General features: G+C 66.2%; 15 protein-coding genes. 3 read left to right on the forward strand and 12 right to left on the reverse strand.

Annotation, left to right across the window (positions count from 1 at the left end; genetic code table 11):
• Window positions 1–123: 123 nt before the first annotated feature.
• Both AC1DYS_RS13420 and AC1DYS_RS13425 read left to right on the forward strand, forming a co-directional pair.
• Window positions 124–6,456 carry a HAMP domain-containing protein gene (locus AC1DYS_RS13420; protein WP_477899847.1) on the forward strand — a complete coding sequence of 2,111 codons (6,333 nt, stop codon included), beginning with the start codon at window positions 124–126 and terminating at the stop codon, window positions 6,454–6,456.
• Window positions 6,453–8,675, forward strand: coding sequence for an ATP-binding response regulator (locus AC1DYS_RS13425; protein WP_477899849.1), 2,223 nt, complete (start codon window positions 6,453–6,455; stop codon window positions 8,673–8,675). The genes AC1DYS_RS13420 and AC1DYS_RS13425 overlap by 4 nt, the downstream gene beginning before the upstream one ends.
• A 26-nt stretch (window positions 8,676–8,701) precedes the next feature.
• Here the strand turns inward: AC1DYS_RS13425 and AC1DYS_RS13430 are convergent, their stop codons facing one another.
• The 12 genes from AC1DYS_RS13430 to AC1DYS_RS13485 form a co-directional block, all read right to left on the reverse strand.
• On the reverse strand, window positions 8,702–8,989 hold the full coding sequence (locus AC1DYS_RS13430; protein ID WP_477899851.1) for a hypothetical protein: 288 nt from the start codon (window positions 8,987–8,989) through the stop codon (window positions 8,702–8,704).
• 136 nt (window positions 8,990–9,125) lie between these two features.
• Window positions 9,126–9,626 carry a heme-degrading domain-containing protein gene (locus AC1DYS_RS13435; RefSeq protein WP_477899852.1) on the reverse strand — a complete coding sequence of 167 codons (501 nt, stop codon included), beginning with the start codon at window positions 9,624–9,626 and terminating at the stop codon, window positions 9,126–9,128.
• Window positions 9,623–9,934, reverse strand: a complete 312-nt coding sequence (locus tag AC1DYS_RS13440) for a Dabb family protein (protein WP_477900823.1) — start codon at window positions 9,932–9,934, stop codon at window positions 9,623–9,625. Before AC1DYS_RS13440 ends, AC1DYS_RS13435 begins: the two co-directional genes overlap by 4 nt.
• A 45-nt stretch (window positions 9,935–9,979) precedes the next feature.
• The gene (locus tag AC1DYS_RS13445) at window positions 9,980–11,188 is read right to left on the reverse strand and encodes an AGE family epimerase/isomerase (protein WP_477899853.1); all 1,209 of its coding nucleotides are present in this window, start codon (window positions 11,186–11,188) and stop codon (window positions 9,980–9,982) included.
• Window positions 11,189–11,211: 23 nt separating this feature from the next.
• Window positions 11,212–12,462, reverse strand: a complete 1,251-nt coding sequence (locus AC1DYS_RS13450; protein WP_477899854.1) for a YbiU family protein — start codon at window positions 12,460–12,462, stop codon at window positions 11,212–11,214.
• A gap of 34 nt (window positions 12,463–12,496) precedes the next feature.
• On the reverse strand, window positions 12,497–13,486 hold the full coding sequence (locus AC1DYS_RS13455) for a Gfo/Idh/MocA family protein (RefSeq protein WP_477899855.1): 990 nt from the start codon (window positions 13,484–13,486) through the stop codon (window positions 12,497–12,499).
• Window positions 13,487–13,496: 10 nt separating this feature from the next.
• Window positions 13,497–14,549, reverse strand: coding sequence for an ABC transporter ATP-binding protein (locus AC1DYS_RS13460; RefSeq protein ID WP_477899857.1), 1,053 nt, complete (start codon window positions 14,547–14,549; stop codon window positions 13,497–13,499).
• A gap of 6 nt (window positions 14,550–14,555) precedes the next feature.
• Entirely contained in the window at window positions 14,556–15,422 is an 867-nt protein-coding gene (locus tag AC1DYS_RS13465; RefSeq protein WP_477899859.1) for a carbohydrate ABC transporter permease, read from the reverse strand.
• Window positions 15,415–16,284 (reverse strand): carbohydrate ABC transporter permease, encoded by an 870-nt coding sequence (locus AC1DYS_RS13470; protein WP_477899861.1) that lies wholly within the window; start codon window positions 16,282–16,284, stop codon window positions 15,415–15,417. Before AC1DYS_RS13470 ends, AC1DYS_RS13465 begins: the two co-directional genes overlap by 8 nt.
• 235 nt (window positions 16,285–16,519) lie before the next feature.
• Complete coding sequence (locus tag AC1DYS_RS13475; protein ID WP_477899863.1) at window positions 16,520–17,788, reverse strand: ABC transporter substrate-binding protein; 1,269 nt, start codon at window positions 17,786–17,788, stop codon at window positions 16,520–16,522.
• A 140-nt stretch (window positions 17,789–17,928) separates the two neighbouring features.
• Window positions 17,929–18,954 (reverse strand): LacI family DNA-binding transcriptional regulator, encoded by a 1,026-nt coding sequence (locus AC1DYS_RS13480; protein WP_477899865.1) that lies wholly within the window; start codon window positions 18,952–18,954, stop codon window positions 17,929–17,931.
• The gene (locus AC1DYS_RS13485) at window positions 18,951–19,973 is read right to left on the reverse strand and encodes a hypothetical protein (protein ID WP_477899867.1); all 1,023 of its coding nucleotides are present in this window, start codon (window positions 19,971–19,973) and stop codon (window positions 18,951–18,953) included. Before AC1DYS_RS13485 ends, AC1DYS_RS13480 begins: the two co-directional genes overlap by 4 nt.
• 251 nt (window positions 19,974–20,224) lie before the next feature.
• Between AC1DYS_RS13485 and AC1DYS_RS13490 the strand changes: the two genes are divergently transcribed.
• Complete coding sequence (locus AC1DYS_RS13490; RefSeq protein ID WP_477899869.1) at window positions 20,225–21,796, forward strand: MFS transporter; 1,572 nt, start codon at window positions 20,225–20,227, stop codon at window positions 21,794–21,796.
• Window positions 21,797–21,805: the final 9 nt, after the last annotated feature.

The raw sequence follows: 21,805 nt of genomic DNA on the forward strand, positions 1-21,805 counted from the left end.
CGTGAGTCCGCGTCAGCCTACGCTTATGAGGCATAAATTTCGGGTGCAGGTCTGATCCTGTGCTCGCTTCACGCCAAGCCGCTTGCCCAGCCCCGTGCGGCAAGTTTTGAGGAAAGCCCGCCCATGAGAGTCATAGAAGACGCGGCAATTGCCGTACCCGAGCGCGAGATGGCCGTCACTCTGCTGGCCGCGCTGACCCAGCTTCGCCGAGGTGACGCAAGTGTCAGGCTCCCGGTTCACTGGGAGGGTTTGCCGGGCAAGGTGGCCGATGTCTTCAACGACCTGGTGGAACAGAACGCGGCCATGGCCGACGAGCTCGGCCGCCTGCGCCAGGTGGTCGGCAAGGAAGGCAAGCTCAAGCAACGGGCGACGCTGAACGAGACGCGCGGCTTCTGGGGCGCGTCGATCAACTCCATCAATGCCTTGATCGACGACCTGGTTCACCCGACGAGCGAGGTGGCGCGCGTGATCGGCGCGGTGGCACAAGGCGACCTGAGCAAGAGCATGGCGCTGGAGGTCGAAGGCCGCGAGCTCGAAGGCGAGTTTTTGCGCACTGCCAAGACGATCAACAAGATGGTGGAGCAGCTCGGCAACTTCTCGGCCGAAGTGACGCGCGTGGCACGCGAAGTGGGCACCGAGGGCAAGCTGGGCGGCCAAGCAAAGGTGAAGGGCGTGGCCGGCACCTGGAAGGACCTGACCGACTCGGTGAACTCGATGGCCGGCAACCTGACCGACCAGGTGCGCAACATCGCCGACGTGACAACCGCGGTGGCCAAGGGCGACCTCTCCAAGAAGATCGACGTGGACGTGAAGGGCGAGTTCCTCACGCTCAAGAACACCATCAACACGATGGTGGACCAGCTGCGATCGTTCGCGTCTGAAGTGACACGGGTGGCGCGGGAAGTGGGGACGGAAGGTTCCTTGGGCGGCCAGGCGCGGGTAGAAGGTGTGTCGGGCACGTGGAAGGACTTGACAGACTCGGTGAACTCGATGGCCGGCAACCTGACTTCGCAGGTGCGGAACATCGCTGACGTGACGAAGGCGGTGGCGGCAGGCGACCTGTCCAAGAAGATCACGGTGGACGTGAAGGGCGAGATCCTCGAACTGAAGAACACCGTCAACACCATGGTGGACCAGCTGCGAAGCTTTGCCGCCGAAGTGACGCGTGTGGCGCGAGAGGTGGGCACCGAAGGCAAGCTCGGCGGCCAGGCCGACGTGCAGGGCGTGGCCGGCACGTGGAAGGACCTGACCGAGTCGGTCAACTTCATGGCCGGCAACCTGACCTCTCAGGTGCGCAACATCGCCGAGGTGACGACCGCGGTGGCAGCCGGTGACCTGTCCAAGAAGATCACGGTGGACGTGAAGGGCGAAATCTCTGAGCTCAAGAACACCATCAACACCATGGTGGACCAGCTGCGAAGCTTCGCGGCCGAGGTGACGCGCGTGGCGCGAGAGGTGGGCACCGAAGGCAAGCTTGGCGGCCAAGCCGACGTGCAGGGCGTGGCCGGTACCTGGAAGGACTTGACCGACTCGGTGAACTCGATGGCGTCGAACCTGACCTCTCAGGTACGCAACATCGCCGACGTGACGAAGGCGGTGGCGGCGGGCAACCTGTCCGAGAAGATCACGGTGGACGTGAAGGGCGAGATTCTCGAACTCAAGGCGACGATCAATACCATGGTGGATCAGCTCTCGTCCTTCGCGGCCGAAGTGACCCGCGTGGCGCGAGAGGTCGGCACCGAAGGCCGGCTGGGCGGGCAGGCCGAGGTGAAGGGCGTGTCGGGCACCTGGAAGGACCTGACCGATTCAGTGAACTCCATGGCCGGCAACCTGACGAGCCAGGTGCGCAACATCGCCGATGTGACCAAGGCCGTGGCGGCGGGCGACCTGTCCAAGAAGATCACCGTGGATGTGAAGGGCGAGATTCTCGAACTCAAGGCGACGATCAATACCATGGTGGACCAGCTGCGAAGCTTCGCAGCCGAGGTGACGCGCGTGGCGCGAGAGGTGGGCACCGAAGGCAAGCTCGGCGGCCAGGCCGACGTGCAGGGCGTGGCCGGCACCTGGAAGGACCTGACCGAGTCGGTCAACTTCATGGCCGGTAACCTGACCTCGCAAGTGCGCAACATCGCCGAGGTGACGACCGCCGTGGCGGCGGGCGACCTGTCCAAGAAGATCACGGTGGACGTGAAGGGCGAAATCTCCGAGCTCAAGAACACCATCAACACCATGGTGGACCAGCTCTCTTCGTTCGCGGCCGAAGTGACCCGCGTGGCGCGAGAGGTGGGCACCGAGGGCAAGCTGGGTGGCCAGGCCGACGTGCAAGGCGTAGCCGGTACCTGGAAGGACCTGACCGAGTCGGTGAACTCAATGGCATCCAACCTCACCGGCCAGGTGCGCAACATCGCCGACGTGACGAAGGCCGTGGCGGCCGGTGACCTGTCCAAGAAGATCACGGTGGACGGCAAGGGCGAAATTCTTGAACTGAAGAGCACCGTCAACACGCTGGTGGACCAGCTGCGAAGCTTTGCTGCCGAAGTGACCCGCGTGGCCCGCGAAGTGGGCACCGAAGGCATCCTGGGTGGCCAGGCCGACGTGCAAGGCGTGGCCGGCACCTGGAAGGACCTGACCGAGTCGGTGAACTTCATGGCCGGCAATCTGACTTCTCAAGTGCGCAACATCGCCGACGTGACGAAGGCCGTGGCGGCAGGCGACCTGTCCAAGAAGATCACGGTCGACGGCAAGGGCGAAATTCTCGAACTGAAGAGCACCGTCAACACGCTGGTGGACCAGCTGCGAAGCTTCGCGGCCGAAGTGACCCGCGTGGCGCGAGAGGTGGGCACTGAAGGCAAGCTCGGCGGCCAGGCCGAAGTGCAAGGCGTGGCCGGCACCTGGAAGGATTTGACCGACTCGGTGAACCTGATGGCGTCGAACCTCACGAGCCAGGTGCGCAACATCGCCGACGTGACGAAGGCCGTGGCGGCGGGCGACCTGTCCAAGAAGATCACGGTGGACGTGAAGGGTGAGATTCTCGAACTCAAGGCCACGATCAACACCATGGTGGACCAGCTCTCGTCATTCGCCGCCGAAGTGACGCGCGTGGCGCGCGAGGTGGGCACCGAAGGGCGGCTGGGCGGCCAAGCGCAAGTGCGCGATGTGTCCGGCACCTGGAAGGATTTGACCGACAACGTGAACTTCATGGCCGGCAACCTGACCGGCCAGGTACGCGGCATTGCGAAGGTGGTGACGGCTGTGGCCAACGGTGACCTGCAGCAGAAGCTGACCGTGGAAGCCAAGGGCGAGATCGCGGCGCTGGCCGAGACCATCAACAGCATGACCGACACGCTCGCCACCTTTGCCGACCAGGTGACCACTGTGGCGCGCGAGGTGGGCGTGGAAGGCAAGCTCGGCGGCCAGGCCAAGGTGCCCGGCGCAGCCGGCACCTGGAAGGGCCTCACCGAGAACGTGAACCAGCTCGCGGCCAACCTCACGACGCAGGTGCGCGCCATTGCGGAGGTGGCCACTGCAGTGACCCAGGGCGACCTGACGCGGTCCATCACGGTGAAGGCGCAAGGCGAGGTGGCCGCGCTCAAAGACACCATCAACGAGATGATCCGCAACCTGAAGGACACCACGCAGAAGAACACCGAGCAGGACTGGCTGAAAACCAACCTTGCGAAGTTCAGCCGCATGCTGCAGGGCCAGAAAGACCTGCTCACCGTGGGCCAGCTGATCCTCTCCGAGCTGGCGCCGGTGGTGGGCGCGCAGCAGGCCGAGTTCTACGTGCTGAGCCATGGGGCCGGCGTGCCCAAGCTCAGGCTCTTCGGCAGCTACGCCTCGGGCGGGCAGGCCACGCACGGCAAGGAAGTCGAGCTGGGGCAGGGCCTGGTCGGCCAGTGCGCCATCGAGAAGCAGAAGATCCTGCTGACCAACGTGCCGACCAGTGCCTTCCGCGTGGCGACCGGCCTCTCTGAAGGTGCAGCGCTCGACATCCTGGTGCTGCCCATCGTGTTCGAAGGCGAGGTGCGCGGCGTGCTGGAGCTGGCCTCGCTCGAGCGCTTCAACCCGGCGCACCAGGCCTTCCTCGATCAGCTGACCGAGTCAATCGGCATCGTGATCAACACCATCAGCGCCAACATGCGCACTGAAGACCTGCTGACGCAGTCGCAGTCGCTGGCCGAGGAGCTGCAGAGCCGCCAGCAGGAACTGCAGCAGACCAACGAAGAGCTGCAGGAGAAGGCGCGCCTGCTGGTGCACCAGAACCAGGAGGTCGAACGCAAGAACCAGGAAGTGGAGCAGGCCCGCCAAGCGCTGGAAGAAAAGGCCGAGCAGCTGGCGCTGACCTCCAAGTACAAGTCGGAGTTCCTGGCCAACATGTCGCACGAGTTGCGCACGCCGCTCAACAGCCTGCTGATCCTGTCCGACCAGTTGTGCAAGAACAGCGAAGGCAACCTGACGCCCAAGCAAGTCGAGTTCGCGAAGACCATTCACCTGTCCGGCAACGACCTGCTGATGCTGATCAACGACATTCTCGACTTGTCGAAGATCGAGTCGGGCACGGTGGCCGTCGACGTCAGCGAGCTGCGGCTCGAAGACCTGCAGCGCTCGGTGGACCGCAGCTTCCGCCACGTGGCCGAATCCAAGCACGTGGACTTCGAGATCACCGCCAAGAACTCGCGTGTGGCGCCGCTGCCCAAGACCATCGTCACCGACGTCAAGCGCCTGCAGCAGATCATCAAGAACCTGCTCTCCAACGCCTTCAAGTTCACGCACCAGGGCTCGGTGTGCCTGGCGGTCGACGTGGTCGACGGCGGCTGGTCGCGTGACAACGAAGATCTCACCCGCGCCAGCCAGGTGATTGCGTTCTCGGTGTCCGACACCGGCATCGGCATCTCGCCCGACAAGCAGCAGATCATCTTCGAGGCCTTCCAGCAGGCCGACGGCTCGACCTCGCGCAAGTACGGCGGCACCGGCCTCGGCCTGGCCATCAGCCGCGAACTCGCGCGCCTGCTGGGCGGCGAAATCAAGCTGGTGAGCGCACCGGCGCGGGGGAGCACCTTCACGCTCTACCTGCCGCAAAGCTACAGCCCCATCCGCAGTGGCCGTCATGGCCGCGCCGCTGCTGCCACGGTGGACCTGGCGCCGCCGGCCGAGCGCTTGCGCATCGCGCCGCCCGAGCACGTGGAGCGGGTGCACATCGGCCCGCAGGAGGTGGCGTCCGACCTGCAGGAAATGGAAGGCCTGCTCGCTGCCAACGTGGCCGATGACGACCGGGGCGACATCCTGCTCGGCGACAAGGTGGTTCTGATCGTCGAGAACGACCTGGCCTTTGCCGGCGTGCTGCTGCAGGCGGCACGCCGTGTCGGCTTCAAGGGGCTGGTCAGCACGAGTGGCGCCGGCGCGTTGGCGATGACGCGCGACTTCCAGCCCGCGGTCATCACGCTCGACATCTTTTTGCCCGACATGGAAGGCTGGCGCATCCTCGATCGCCTCAAGTCCGACCTGGCGACGCGGCACATCCCGATCTGCGTGGTTTCGACCGACGACTCGCGCGAACGTGCCTTGCAGTCGGGCGCGGTGGGCTTCCTCACCAAACCGCTGCAGTCGGCCGACGTGGTCGAAGAGGCGCTGGGCCACCTGTATGAGTTCGCCGACCGCAGCAAGAAGCGGCTGCTGGTGATGATGTCGCCCACGCCGTTGCGAGACGGCCTGCTGGCCGCGTTCGACGCCAGTACCGAGATCGTGCTGGCTGAATCGGGCTCGGCCGCACGGGCGCAACTGAGCGGCGGCGGTGTCGACTGCCTGTTGACCGACGGCAGCGTGCCCGACTTCGGCCCCGAAGACGTGATCGAGGCGCTGGAATCGCGCCCGCTGGCGCGGCAGATGCCCATCGTGCTGGCTGCGGCAACCGCCAAGGCTGCCACGGCCTGGGAGCGTGGCCACAGCGCGTTTGCTCTGCGCCGGGCCGACACGCTGGAGCGCATGCTCGATGCCACCGCCTTCTTCCTGCACCGCGGTGAGGCGACGATGTCTGAGCAGGAACGCCGCTCGGCCATCGCGCTCTATGAAACCGACCGCTCGCTCGAAGGCAAGAAAGTGCTGATCGTCGACGACGACATGCGCAACATCTTCGCGCTGGCCACCGTGCTCGACGGCCATGGCATGGTGATCGTCTCGGCAGAGAACGGCCGCGATGCGATCCGCCTCGTCGAGACCGACCCTGCCATCGACATCGTGCTGATGGACATCATGATGCCGGAGATGGATGGCATGGAGACCATGCGGCAGATGCGCAAGCTGCCACGCGGCAAGGAGCTGCCGCTGATTGCGGTGACGGCCAAGGCCATGAAGGGTGACCGCGAGAAGTGCATCGACGCCGGGGCCTGGGACTATCTCTCCAAGCCCGTCGACACGGCATACCTGCTGGTGGTGATGCGCGGCTGGTTGTCCAAATGAACGACCTTTCGGGTCCAGGCTCGTTGGGGGACGCCCCCGCCAGACGGCTGGGCGACGCGTTGGCGCGCGACACCGAAGACCGCGTCAGCATCCTCATCGTCGACGACCTGCCGGAGAAGCTGCTCGTCTTCGGCACCGTGCTCGAAGAGCTGAACCAGGACCTGGTGTTTGTGCGGTCCGGCCGCGAGGCGCTGCGCGAGGTGCTGCACCGCGAGTTCGCGGTGATTCTGCTCGACGTCAACATGCCCGACATCGACGGCTTCGAGACGGCGGCAATGATCCGCCAGTACAAGCGGGCGGTCGACACGCCAATCATCTTCATCACCTCGTACGCCGACGAGATGCAGACCGAGCGCGGCTATGCGCTGGGCGCCGTCGACTACATCCAGTCGCCGGTGGTGCCGCACATCTTGCGCAGCAAGGTGCGGGTGTTCGTGCGGCTGTTTGCGCTGCAGCGCCAGATCAGGCGGCAGGCCGATGCCCGCGCCGCGATCGTCGCTGCCGAGGCGGCCCGCAAGGCGGCCGAAGACAGCGACCGCCGCTCCGCCTTTCTGGCCGGCGCGAGCCATGTGCTGAACAGCTCGCTGCAGGCCGGCGTGGCCATGCAGGAGCTTGCCAAGCTGTTGGTGCCCCAGCTGGCCTCTGTGGCGGTGGTGATGACCGACGAAGGCGCCTCGCGGGGCGACGTGCTGGTGGCCAGCTCAAACGGCTTGACGGGCATGCAGATCACGCGCTTGGGCGACGTGGTGCGCAACGCGCTGAGCAATGCATCCCTGGGCAGGGCGCGCGTCGACCTTGACGCGGCCACGCTGCCGGCGCTCGATGCCATGGCCTTCGGCTTGGCGCCCGAGCACTGGCCGAGCCCGATGCGCGCCGCGGCCGCCTTGCCACTGCTCAATGGCGACCGTCTGCTCGGTGCGATGTTCGTTGCCACCGACACGCTGAACCACCCGGTCGACTGGCGCGTGCTCGACGACCTGGCGGCTCGCGCCGCGTCGGCGCTCGAGAACGCGACGCTCTACGGCAGCTTGCAGAGCGAGATCGTCGAACGCCGCGCGGCCGAGACAGAGCTGCAGGAGGCCGGCCGCCGCAAGGACGAATTCCTCGCCATGCTCTCGCACGAGCTGCGCAACCCGCTCGCACCGATTCGCACCGCACTCGAAGTCATCCGCCGCATCGCGCCGCCCGACCCCAAGCTCGAGCGGGCGTCGGACATCATGGTGCGGCAGGTGCGGCAGATGACGCGGCTGATCGACGAGCTGCTCGACGTGGCGCGCATCAGCCAGGGCAAGATCGTGCTGGCGCGCGAAAAGGTCGACCTCAACGCGGTGATCAGCCAAAGCGTGGAAACGGCGCAGCCCCTCATGGACGCGCGCGACCAGACCTTGCGTGTGGTGCCGCTGTCGGAGCCGATGTACCTGCAAGGCGACTTCGCGCGGCTGGCACAGATCGTCTCCAACCTGCTGAACAACGCATCGAAGTACAGCGAGCGCGGCACCTCGATCGAGCTGCACGCAAGCTTCGACGGGCAGGGCGCGGTGATCCGCATACGCGACCACGGCATGGGCATCGATGCGCAACTGCTGCCGCGCATCTTCGACCTCTTCACCCAGGGCACGCGTGGGCTCGACCGCGCGCAAGGCGGCCTCGGTGTGGGCCTGACGCTCGCGCGTCGCCTGGCCGAGATGCACGGTGGCCGCCTCGAAGCCGCCAGCGAAGGCGTCGGCCGGGGCTCGGAGTTCACGCTGCGGCTGCCCTGCGTCGGCCTCGTGTCGAGCGGTGACTCGGCGCCGGCCGCACTCGATTCAGTGACGCTGCCGGCATGCCGCGTGCTGGTCGTCGACGACAACCGTGACGCGGCACAGAGCGTGGCGAGCTTTCTGGAGTTGGGCGGGCACGAGGTGCGCACTGCCGCCGATGGTGCCGAGGCGCTGGTGGCGTCGGAGCTGTTTGCGCCCCAGGTCTTCGTGCTCGACATCGGCCTGCCGGTGCTCGATGGCTACGAGGTGGCGCAGCGGCTTCGCCAGTCGCCGATCGGCCGCGATGCCTTGCTGGTCGCGCTGACGGGTTACGGCCAGCGGGAAGACCGGCTCAACGCCGAAGCGGCGGGCTTTGACCACCACTTCGTCAAACCGGCCGACCCCACGGCCTTGCTGTCGTGCATCGAGAAATGGTTGCGTGAGCGGCCTGTCGCAGCCGAGGCAAGAACCAGCGCCTGAGCGGCGCCGGGGCTGCGATCTTCGGATCAGTGCTGAAGCGCCGTGGCGCTTCGGCCACCGAGGTTCAGCGAGCGGGACAGCAGCGACGGCTGCGTGTTGCGCGGCGCCACATCGTTGATGAGCCCGCGCGACACATAGGCGTTGTAGTCGCGGATCGGAACGCCGGCGGACTGCCGCCCGGTTTCGCCGTTCCAGAACACCGTGACCCACGACATGCCTTCGAGGATCCAGCACGGACCCGCGGGAATCGTGGAATGAACGCCCTCGGGCGAGCGAGCGGCAAGGGGTTGGGCAAGGGTTGCTTGTTTGAGCATTGGAGGTCCTTTGCGATCGACAACCGATCACCATCTGGTGTCAAGTTTCCAGGGCACAGCATCGCTGGTCGAGGGGTCATCTGCGACCCCCGATGTAGGCGGAATAAGCGACCCTGCGTAGGACTTCGCTGACGTGTCAGGCCAATGCGATTTCGGCCAGTGAAACGCCTGCCAAAGGGGCGAGTTGTTCGATCACCATGAGGTGATCTTCACGCTGCGGCAGACCCGAGACCGTGACGGTGCCGAAGCGAGTGCCGTTCACGCGAAGCGGCACGCTGCCGCCGTGCGCCGCGTAGTCGCGTGTCGCCAGGCCCATCTTCTCCTCGAGGGTGCTGCCCTCGAGCGCGAGTTCTCGGCCGATGAGGTAGCTGCTCTGGTCGAGCAGCTCGCTGAGGTTGCGCTTGCGGCGAGCCCAGTCGGCGTTGGCCGGTGCGGTGCCGCGCATGGCGTGGAAGAAGACCGTCTCTGCACCGATGCGGATCTCGATCGTCACCGCGGCTTGGCGGGCCAGCGCCGCGTCGCGCAAGCGGCTGCCCAGCGCCCAGGCAATCTCGGCGTCGAGCATCGGCAGCTGCAATCGGCGGTCCTGTTCGATGAGCTTGGCGATGTCGGCCTGGAGTTTTGTGTGGTCGGTCATGGGCGTTCGGTTGCGGCAGTGTCGTAGTCGAGCACCAGCACATCGGCGAGATGAGGGTGGGCAAGGGCCGAGAAGGCCTGGTGGCGAGGATGCACGAGGTAGGTATCGCGTGCTGCCGCATCGGCAAAGCCCAGTGTGAAGCAATGGGTGAAGCCGTGGTCCAGGCCTTCGGGGCTCGAGTTGGTGCCCCATTCGAGGCTTTGCACTTCGGTGATCTGCGAGGCGAGGGCGGCGAAGGCGGATTCGACTTGCGCGATGTCGACCGCGCGCGCTTCGGGGCGGAATTTCAGCAAGACGATGTGGCGCATTGTCACGTGATGTCCTCAGTTTGTCGACGGGCCACCCCGAACGGGTCAGGCACCCAAGCCCCGCAGCACGTCGTAGCAAGCCCCCATGGTGTGGTAATCCGTCTTGCCCGCCGGGCTCTTCTCATCCGAGTACGCGCGGTTGTCGGGCGTGCGGATGCGGTACCAGGCGCCATGCTGGTGGTCGACCATGTGGGCCCAGCTGTAGGTCCACAGCTTGTCGTACCAGGTCCAATAGGCGTCGTCACCGGTGCGCAGCGCGAGCAGTGCGGCAGCGGCGAAGCTTTCGGCCTGGACCCAGAAGTACTTGTCGGCATCGCAGACCTGGCCGTCGGGCGCGAAGCCGTAGACCAGCCCGCCGTTCGCCGCATCCCAGCCAAAACGCATGGCGGTATCGAAGAAGCGCTGTGCCGTCGGCAGCAGCCACGCGGGCCGCTGGTCAGCCGGCAGATGCGCTTCGAGCTGCATCAGCAGCTTGGCCCATTCCGTCAGATGCCCGGTCTGGAAGCCCCACGGCCGAAAAATGTTCGTCTTGTCGTCGCGGTTGTAGTCCCAGTCCACCGACCAGTCGGCTCGGTAGTGTTCCCACACCAGGTCGCCGAGGTCGGTTCGGGCCAGTGCCGCCTGGCGCTGCGTGATGGATTCGGCGAGCGTCAAAGCGCGTTGCAGGTAGCGCGGCTCTTTGGTCGCGTCGAAGGCCGCGATCATGGCTTCGCAGCTGTGCATGTTGGCGTTCTGGCCGCGGTACGAGCCCACCTGCCAGTCGGGAGTGGCTTCGTCGGCATAGAGGCCGTGCGCGGGCTCCCAGAAGCGTTGCTCCATCAGCGCAAATGTCTCTGCAATTCCCGCTCTTGCTTCTTCAATACCGGCCATCAACGCGTGGGCATGCGCCAGCAGCACGAAGGCGAGGCCGTAGCAGTGGTTGGTACCGTCTTGCACAGCCGCGCGCTGGCCGTCCCAGGACACCTGCCACGCGTAGCCGCCTTGCGGTTGGGCGTGGGCTTGCTGAAGAAAGCGCAAGCCGTGGCGAGCACTCTCTTGATAGGCGGCGTCGCCAAAGCGCCGGTAGGCCATCGCATGGTTGAAGACGAAGCGGGTGCTGCTGACGAGGTGGCGTGTGCGCCTGTCGTAGACCGTGCCGCCGTCCTTGAAGAAATGGAAAAAGCCACCCGTCGGGTCGAGGCAACGCCCGTCATAGAAGGCCAGCGTGTGGCGTATGTGGCCGAGCAGAAACTCGGGGCTGCGGAAATCGGGCATGGTCGTTGGGGACGAGAAATGAATCAAGACCACGGGCGCAAGCCCATCTGCATCTGGCCGAGCGGCGTCAGGTCTTCGGGGTGGGCGCGGCCTTCGAATCCGACTTCGTAGTTTTCGGGGGCGAAGTCGGGGCTGCTGCGGCCATCCACGAAGGCTGCTGCCTGCTTCTCTGCGAAGGCGGCGTTCTTGTCGCACCACGGCGCGCCGCCGATGTAGATCACGTTGCTGTAGCCGCTGCCGCCGTGCTGGTCTTCCACCGCGTGGATCACGTCGGAGTGCCACCACACGGTGTCGCCCGGGCCAACCAGCGGAATGGGCACCAGGCCGGCCAGTAGCTCGGGGTGCCATTGCGGCGAGGCACCGAGTGCACGGCCCGGTTGCGCGCCGCAGAGGTCGCCCTCGGGCACGTCGGGTTGCAGTGCGCGCAGCAGCATCCACGGCGTGGTCTTCGCGATGGGAATGAGCCGGAGCGTGCCATCGCCCGGGCCTTGCTTGGTCAGGGCCGTCCAGCCCTGGAAGGTGCGGAAGGCCGAGCACACCGCCGGCGACGGGATCTCGCGCGTGGTGGTGCGGCCTTCGGCATCGAAGGGGTCGAAGGCCAGCGGGTCGCCCTTGAACACCTCGCGGTAAACGTGGCGGAAGGTCGGCTCGCACCAGCGCTCCACAGAGCCACCATCGGAGTGCGGTGAGAGCCCAAGCGTCGAATCGCCCGGCTGGCGGCGACGGATGCGGTCGGCGTAGTTGAACTGGCGGTCGGGGTCGAAGTAGCGCTTGCCGTTCTTCTCGAAGGTCCACAGGTGGTTGAGCCAGGCCCGCGTGGCGGCGAGGTTCGGGTGCTGCCGCGCCTCCATCTGCGCGCGCGACCAGTAGAGGCTGAAGATCTGCGGCTTGCTGGAGCCGAGTGCGCTGAAGTATTTGTCGAGCCCGGCTTTCTCGGGCATGCGCTCCAGGTAACGCACCTCGTCGATGTAGCGCACGATGGAGTCGTTCCATTCGTTCACCTGGGCCGGGTCGAACACGCCGCGGATCACCACGCAGCCGCGCCGCTTGATGCGGGCGCTCTGCGCGGGCGACACCATGCCGTTGATCACGTCGGCATAACGCAGCTCGGGCACCGCGCCGCCCTGCGCCTGCTCGGCGCGCACCGCGCTCACCTCGTCGTTCAGTGCTTCGCTGAGCAGCGCGTAGCGGCCGGCCAGGTCGGGCACCTCGGCCCTGAGTTGGCGTTGGGTGGCCCGCACGGCGGCGGGCACATCGTTCATCCAGGCTTCCATGGTTCTGTCCTCCAACATCGAGGTGGGTGGGTTGTCAGGTGATGGTTTCGCGGCACCCGCTGCGGGCACTGGCCAGGCCGGCCAATGCGGCGGCCATCGAACGTGCGCCGTCGGTGCCGGTGGCGAGCGGGGCGCCCTGGCCGGCACAGGCGCGGATGAAGGCGGCGAAGCCTTCGCCATACAGGTCGACGGTCTGCACCGGCAATTCGCGTTCGCCTTGCGCATCGCGAATCCATAGGCGGCCGGAGCCGGCCGAGGTCATCGAGGCTTCGGCGTACAGGTTGCCTTCGGTGCCCAGCACATGCAGCCTCGTGATGGCGTGCTTGGCGACGAAGGATTGGTGGGCTTGCGCGAGCAGGCCACCATCGAACTCGATCACGCTCATCGCGCTGTCTTCGACCTCGCCCTGGCCGAGGCCGATCTGCGACACGCTGGTGTGAATGCGACGCGGCTCGGCCTGCAGCAGGAAGCGCAGCACGTCGACGTCGTGCACCAGGATGTCGAGCACCACGCCGCCGCCGGCATCGGGTTTGTCGAGCCGCCAGCCTTGCAGGTGCGGCGGCAGGTAGACCGCGTGCGACACCTGCGCGCCGTGCACCCGGCCAATCGCACCATTGGCGATCAGCTCGCGCATCTGGCGGTGGCAGTCGGAGGCACGCAGGTGGTGGTTGGTGGCCAGCACGAGTTTGCGCGCGGCTGCTTCGGCCACCATGCGGTTCGCGTCGTCCACGCTCATCGCGAGCGGCTTTTCGCACATCACGTGGCAGCCGGCTTCGAGCGAGGCCAGTGTCTGCGCACAGTGCTGCTCATTGGTCGAGCTGATGTAGACGGCGTCGAAGCGGCCTTCACGTAAAAAGGTTGCGAGGTCGGTGTGCGCCTGCGCCAGGCCTTGCGCTGCCGCGAACTCCTTGGCGCGCTCGGCGCCGCGCGACACCACGCCGACCAGCTCCTGGCCCGGCAGCTTGCGCAGCGAGGCGATGACGCGCTCGGCGATGTTGCTGGCTCCGATGAATCCCCAACGCATGGCGGCTCCTTCAGTTCAGGCGCAGGCCGGTATCGGCCGCGAACACGTGGATGGAAGCCGGCGGCACGTGCACCCGCACGGCGGCGCCTAGCTCCACATTCGGCAGGCCGCTCATGCGCACCGTGATCTCGGTGTGGCCCAGGTCGATCAGCGCATAGGTTTCCGGCCCGGTGGGCTCGACGAGCGAGATGCGGCCCTGCAGCTGGCCGTCGTCGCGGATCGACAGGTCTTCAGGCCGCACGCCGACGGCCACCTTGCCCGTCGGCCCCTGCGCCAGCTCGCCGATCACCGCGCCATCGGGCAAGCGCATCGCACCGGAGGCGTCTCGCGTGGCCTCGAACATATTGATCGACGGCGAGCCGATGAATTCGGCCACGAAGCGGTTGGCCGGCCGGGTGTAGATCTCGAGCGGCGTGGCGAGCTGCTGGATGCGACCGCCGTTGAGCACGGCGATGCGCGAGCCGAGCGTCATGGCCTCGACCTGGTCGTGCGTCACGTAGATGGTCGTCACGCCGGTGCGCATGTGCAGGCGCTTGATCTCAGCGCGCATGTCGACGCGCAGCTTGGCGTCGAGGTTGGAAAGCGGCTCGTCGAACAGGAAGAGCTGCGGCTCGCGTGCCAGTGCGCGGCCGATTGCGACCCGCTGGCGCTGTCCACCTGAGAGCTGGCGCGGCCGGCGGTCGAGCAGGTGGCCGATCTGCAGCGTGGACGACACCGAGGCCACCGTCTTGTCGCGCTCGGCCTTGGGCACGCCGCGCATCTCGAGCGGGAAGGCGATGTTGGCCGCGACCGTCATGTTCGGGTAGAGCGCGTACGACTGGAACACCATCGAGATGTTGCGGTCGGCGGGGCCGACGTTGGTGATGTTCTTGCCACCGAGTTCGATGCTGCCGCCGCTGGGCTCTTCGAGCCCGGCGATCAAATTCATCAGCGTGCTCTTGCCGCAGCCGGACGGGCCAACCAGCACGAGGAACTCGCCGTCGGGCAGGTGAATGTCGATCTCGTGCAGCACGCGCACGGTGCCGAAGAGTTTGTGGATGCCGCGAAGGGCCAGGTCTGCCATGTTGTTTTAGCCTTTGACGGAGCCGGCCATGAGGCCACGAACGAAATATTTGCCGGAAAGGATGTAGACGGCCAACGTGGGCGCTCCGGCGATGAAGGCCGCTGCGAAGTGCACGTTGTATTCCTTGACCCCGGTGCTCGAATTCACGAGGTTGTTCAGCGCCACGGTGATCGGGAAGCTGCTGTAGTCGCTGAACGAAGCACCGAACAGGAAGTCGTTCCAGATGTTGGTGAACTGCCAGATGATCGACACGACGATGATCGGCCCGCTGTTGGGCAGCAGCAGCCGCCAGAACAGGCGCCAGAAGCCCGCACCGTCCATGCGTGCTGAGCGCACCAGCTCACCCGGGAAGGCGGCGTAGTAGTTGCGGAAGAAGAGGGTGGTGAAGCCGATGCCGTAGACCACGTGCACCAGGATCAGCCCGGGCACCGTGCCAGCCAGGTGCAGCATGCCGAGCGTGTGCGCCATCGGAATCAGCACGATCTGGAACGGAATGAACACCGAGAACATCAGCAGAGCAAACACCACGTGTGAACCGCGAAAGCGGAACTGCGTGAGCACGTAGCCGTTCAGCGCACCGATGGCGGTGGAGATGGCCACGCCCGGGATCGCCATCAGGAAGCTGTTGATGAAATATGGCTTGAGGCCGGTGGCCTGCACGCCTATCTGCGCCAAGCTCCAGGCGTCGTGCCAAGGCTGGAAGGTGAGTTCGTGCGGCCAGGCCATCATGTCGCCGGCACGAATCTCGTCGAGCGGCTTCACCGAGTTGACGAGCATCACGTACAGCGGCATCGCGAAGAGCAGTGCGAAGAAGACCAGCAGCGTGTAGAGCAGCACGCGTGGCCACACGGCGGAGAAGCTGCGTTCAGACATGGCGGCCCTCGCCGCGCGTTTCGCGCAGGATGTACGGGATCACGACGATCGCGATGGCGATCAGCATCAGCACGGCGCTGGCCGCACCGACTGCCATCTCGTTGCGGGTAAAGGTGTACTGGTACATGAAGAGAGACGGCAACCAGCTGGCCCGGCCCGGCCCACCGTTGGTGAGCGCGATGACGAGGTCGTAGGACTTGATCGACATGTGCGCCAGGATCACGAAGGCCGAGATGAAGCTCGCACCGAGCTGCGGAAAGATCACGCGCTGGTAGATGCGCCAGGGGCGTGCGCCATCGAGCCGCGCGGCGTTGACCACCTCGGCATCGACACCGCGCAGCCCGGCGAGAAAGAGCGCCATCACGAAGCCCGAGGTCTGCCACACCGCGGCGATCACCACGCAGTAGATGGCGAGGTCGCTGTCTTTCACCCAGCCGAAGGCGAAGCTGTCCCAGCCGATGGCATGCATGGAGCGCTCGAGGCCGATGCTTGGGTCCATCAGCCACTTCCAGGCGGTGCCGGTGACGATGAACGACAACGCCATCGGGTAGAGAAAGATCGAGCGGAAGCCGGACTCGGCGCGGATTTTCTGGTCGATCAGCACGGCGAGCAGCAGGCCAAGGATGCCGCAGCCCACGATGTAGAGCGTGGCGAAGATGCCGAGGTTCTTGACCGACAGGATCCAGTTGTTCAGCCCCATCAGGCGCACGTACGCTTCGGGGCCGGAATAGGTGAGCGTCGTCATCATGGTCGACGCGGTGAACGAGAGCCAGCCGGTAAAGGCGATGTAGCCGTAGACGCAGGCACCGATCAGCAGCACGCTGGGTGACAGCACGGCCTTGGCGATGAGGGGAGCTTTCATGCGGGAAGTTCAATCAGGACAGGCATGAGCCACGGGCCGTTCGGGCTGAGGAGTCGAAGCATTGGTGTGACGCATCAGGGCGAAGGAGCAGGGTGAACACGGGCTGGCCTTGTGAGCCGTCCCACGTCACCCCGCGCCCGATCCCGTTCGCACTGAGCTTGTCGAAGTGCCGGCACCGCAACATGCGCCGGCTTCGACGGGCTCAGCCCGAACGGAATCTGGGGGGGACGGTCTTTCAGTTGTCGACCGCAGCCACCATTTCCTTCACCGCCGCCTTGCTGTCGATCTGGCCATTGAAGTGGCGCGTGATCACGTCGTAGAAGGCGTTCTTGATGCCGGCTGGCACGGCATGGCCGTGGGCCATGGAGCCGACCAGGGTGCCCTTGCTGTTGGCTTCGGCGAGGTCCTTGATGCCCTTCTTGCCGCAGTCGTCGAAGGCGGTGTCGGGCACGTCGGTGCGTGCCGGCACGGAGCCCTTCACCACGTTGAAGGCCGACTGGAACGACGGGTCCATCACCGCGCTGGCCATCTTGACCTGGGCGGCCGACTTGTCGGCGCCGACCTTGAACATCGCGAACTGGTCGGAGTTGAAGCTGACCATGCCCTGCGTGCCGGGGAAGCGCATGCAGATGAAGTCCACACCCGGCTTCTTCTTGGCGTTGATGAACTCGCCCTTGGCCCAGTCGCCCATCATCTGGAAGCCCGCCTTGCCGCTGATGACCATCGCTGAGGCGAGGTTCCAGTCGCGGTTGGAGAAGTCCTTGTCGACCAGCTTGCGCAGCTGGCTCATGCGGTCGAACACCTTCAGCATGGTGGGCGAGCCCAGCGCCGCCTTGTCCTTCTGCACCATGGACTTCTTGTAGAAGTCGATGCCGCCGGTGGTGAGCACGATGCTGTCGAACAAGGTGGCGTCTTGCCACGGCTGGCCGCCGTGGGCCAGCGCGATGAAGCCGGCCTTCTGCACCTTCTCGGCCGCGGCGATGAACTCGTCGAAGCTGGTCGGCATGGTCGTCACGCCAGCCTTGGTCAGCACCTCTTTGTTGGCCCAGACCCAGTTGGTCGAGTGCACGTTCACCGGGGCGGCGATCCACTTGCCGTTGTACTTGGAGAAGGCCTGCAGGGCGGTCGGGACCGACTTGTCCCAGCCTTCCTTGGCGGCCACGGCGTTCAGGTCGGCCAGCACGCCTTGCTTGGCCCAGTCCTGGATGTCGAAGCCGAGCAGCTGCACGGCGGTGGGCGGGTTGCCCGAGGTCACACGCGCGCGCACCGCGGTCATCGCGGCTTCACCACCGCCACCGGCGACGGGCATGTCGTTCCAGGTCACGCCTTGCTTCTCGAGGTTGCCCTTCAGCACGTTCAGCGCAGCGGCTTCACCTCCCGATGTCCACCAGTGCAGCACCTCGACGCTCTGCTGTGCGGCGGCCATGCCGCTCAGGGCCAGTCCGCAGGCAGCGACGATCAGCGTTCTGCGCAACGGGCGGATGTACGAATGGGGGCTTGTCATTTGGTTTGTCTCCTACGGATTTGTTGGAGTGACGAACGGACGATCGTTGTCACAACGTTAAGAATAAATTCAGCCTCCGATAATCTTGACGGGACTATCCCGCTCTGGATCCATCGCAGTCAGCGAAACAAAACCACTGTTTAGTTCGCATTGCCGGCGCCGCCGGAGCTGTCTCGCACCACCAGTTCGACAGGCTGAACGATGTCCTGCGGCATGTCGTCGCCGTGCATCACCATCTCGACGCCGGTGCGGCCGAGCATCTCCTTGTCGACACGCAGGGTCGTCAGGCCCATGGAGCCATAGGCCGCGGCGGGGATGTCGTCGAAGCCGACGAAGGCGATGTCGTCGGGAACTCGCAGGCCGGCTGCCTCGCACACGCGCATGGCGACCAGCGCGGCCATGTCGTTGTAGGCGAACACGGCATCGGGCCGCGGGCGCAGCTTGAGCAGCGCGCGCATCGCGGCTTCGGCGCCGCTTTGCGTGTCCATGCCGGGCGGCGCGGTGACTTCGAGGTCGGGGTCGGCCAGCACGCCGGCTTCGAACAGCGCTCGGCGATAGCCCCGCTCGCGCTCGCGGATGCTGAAGTGCGCCAACGAGCCGGCCAGGAAGGCGACGCGCCGGTAGCCACGGTCGAGCAGGTGCTTGGTGGCGAGGTAGCCGCCTTGCAGGTTGTCGGGGTTCACGCTGCGGCAGCCGGGCATCCAGAAGTCGACCAGCGCGAGCGGCAGGTCCATGGCCCGCAGCAGGTCAATCACCTCGGTCTCGAAGAAGCCGGCGGCCATCAGCGCGTCAGGCTCGTGCATGCGCAGCAGGTTGCGTACCGGGTCGGCAGGGCCGGCGCTCAGCACGGTGGGCACCACGCCGAACTCGCGGCTGGCCTCTTCCACGCCGTGCATCACCTGCGAGAAGAACGGGTTGAGCGAAAAGCTGCTGTGGTGGCGGTGGATCATGAACACCAGCCGCCGCGCCTTGGCCGAGCGCAGCCGCGCGGGGTCGTAGCCGAGCTTGCGGGCCACTTCGCGCACCTCGCGGCGTGTTTCGTCGGAGAGACCGCGCTGGTTCTTCAGCGCGCGCGACACGGTGCCGATCGAGACGCCGGCCGCCTGGGCAATGTCGCGGATGGTCACGCCGCCGGGCAGGCGCAAGTCGTCGGGTTTGAGGCTCATGGCGATGCCTTCTCTGGCCGGGCCGACAGCCGCGACCGGATCACGCACGGTTTGCCGGGCGCGAGCTGCACGCCGACGCGCCCGGCGAGCGGGTTGTCGCTGGGCGGCTGCGCCACCCGGCCCAGGTCAAACGCGCCGTTCAGCGGCTCGATGCCGAGCGCACGGTGGCGTCCGTTCCACGGCGCATAAAGGCGCCCGCCATGGCTGACCCACAGCATCACGTCGGGCAGCAGTGAACGGTCCCAGTCGATCGTCAGTGACCAGCCGGCGTCGAGGTAGTGTGCGGTGACGGGGCCGCGGACGTTCATGAGCTGCATCAGGTCTTCGCTGTCGGCGGGCTGCGGGTAATGGCCGAAGTCACCCGTCGTTCCATCGGCGAGCGGAACGGCTTGGAGCGCGTCGAAGCGGACGTTCGGTTCGATGCGCGAGTGGCCGGGCTCGGCGGGCACCGGGTAGCTCAGCCCCGGGCCGTCGTGCGCCACGCTGAGCGTGACGCGACCCGCAGTCAGGCTCAGCGTGGGGTGCAGTGCAATCGGCAAGGTGCAATGACGCCCGGTGGTGATATGTAGCTCAATGTCCAACGAGGGCTCGTCATTCACGGCACGCACGATTCGCGTCAGCCGCTGCACAGGCTGCCCGGGCGGCATGTCGATCTGCATGCCGAGGGCGAGCGGGTCGGTCAAGTCGAGCCACTGCCAGCTGTGGTTTGATGAATAGCCGTGGCCCCAGGTGTCGCCCGGGTCCAGAGGCAGCCAGCCAGGGGCCAGATCGGCTGGCCGATCGCAACGGCCAAAGGGCACGCAAGGCCATTCGCCGCGCAGCCGCCCCAGCGCGCCGGGCCAGGCATCGGCGCCGGGTTCGTCGGCCCAGGGTGCGATTTGCAACGGTGAGAAGTCTGGCGAGCCCGGCGAGCGAAACACCACCGGCGCCAACATGCCGCCGAGCGCCTGCAACTCGGCCTCGCCATGCGGCCAGCGCAGGCGGCGAGAAAGGTTGGAAGAAGAGGGCGATGAAGTCACGGTGTCCACCCAGAGAGCGTGAAGAGAGTGCGGAGAACGCGAATGGCGCGGCGAGTGTAGGAAGCCGATCCTGTTTAGTAAACGCCAAAACTTCTACAGGGAAGAACCCGATGGGCCATGGCAGTCCGAACACCATTGCGCTGTGCAAGGTTCTCGAAAGCTCGAAGCCGTCTCGTCTGCATCTGGACGGGATACTCCGGCTTCTGGCAACACGCGGAGCTGCTCGACATGACATTCCGAAGGTGGCTTGATTGAATCCGCTTGGGCGCCTCCCATGCGACGCGGGCGTTGTCTTGCGCGGCAGCGAGGCGGCGGATTGCACGGCGTCCGCCAAGCGCTGGACGCTGGCGGCTGCGATCCTCGGCTCGAGCATGGCCTTCATCGACGGCTCGGTCGTCAACGTCGGCATCCCGGCCATCCAGCGTGACCTCGGTGCCAGCGCCTCCGAAGCGCAGTGGGTGATCGAGTCGTATGCGCTCTTCCTCGCGGCGTTGCTGCTGGTCGGTGGGGTGCTCGGCGATCGATTCGGTCGGCGACGGGTCTTCATGGTCGGCGCAGTGATCTTCTCGCTCACGTCGCTGGCGTGCGCCTTGTCACCCACGGCCACGAGCCTGATCGTGGCCCGCGCGGTGCAGGGCATCGGTGCGGCGCTGCTGGTGCCGGGCAGCCTCTCGCTGATCAGCGCCGTGTTCCCCGAAGGCGAACGCGGGCGCGCCATTGGCACCTGGTCGGCCTTCAGTGGCGTGACGGCCGCGCTCGGCCCGGTGATTGGCGGCTGGCTCATCGACCACTACTCGTGGGCCTGGGCCTTTCTGGTCAACCTGCCGTTCGGCGTGGCGCTGCTGGTGATGACCGCGCTCAAGGTGCCCGAGAGCCGCAGCCACCAGGCAGGCGGTGTGGACGTGCGCGGCGCGTCGCTCGTGACGGTGGGCCTGGCGGGCGTGGTCTATGCCTTCATCCAGGCACCGAACCTCGGCTGGTCGTCGATCGAGGTGCTGGGGGCGCTGCTGATCGGCGCGCTGGGTCTCGCGTTCTTCGTTCGCGAAGAAGCCCACGTGGCTGCACCGATGCTGCCGCTGGGCCTGTTTCGCAGCGCCGAATTTGCGGGGGCGAACCTGCTCACCTTGCTGCTGTACGCGGCGCTGGGCGGCGGGCTTTATTACCTGCCGCTCAACCTCATCCAGGTGCAGGGCTACGACGCGGCCGCGGCCGGCGCGGCCTTGCTGCCCTTCATCGCGATCATGTTCCTGCTCTCGCGCTGGTCGGGCAAGCTGGTCGACAAGGTGGGGCCGAAGCTGCCGCTCGTCGTGGGGCCGCTCATCGCCGCGCTGGGCTTTGCACTGTTCGCCTGGCCGTCGATCGGCGGCAGCTACTGGGTCACGTTCTTTCCCGCCGTCTTCGCACTCGGGCTCGGCATGGTCATCACGGTGACGCCGCTCACCACGACGGTGATGAATGCCGTCGCCACCGACCAGGCCGGCATCGCGTCGGGCATCAACAACGCCGCATCGCGCGTGGCTGGGCTGCTCGCGATTGCCGTGTTCGGCATCCTGATGGCGCATGCCTTCGACGAGACCCTGCGCTCGGGCCTGCGCGAGCTGCAGTTGCCGCCCAAGCTCTTCAACGCGATCGAGCAGCAGCGGCACCGGCTGGCCGCGATCGAGATTCCGCAGGGCGTCGACAAGGCGACCGCGGCGGCCATCAAGCACGCCATCGGCCTGGCCTTCGTCGATGGCTTTCGCTGGGTGATGGGGTGCTGCGCGGTGCTCGGCGTGCTGAGTGCCCTGAGTGCTGCCCTCATGATCGGTAGCAAGAAGAGCTGACCGCGCTAC

Source organism: Rhizobacter sp. P2_G4, from assembly GCF_056403575.1.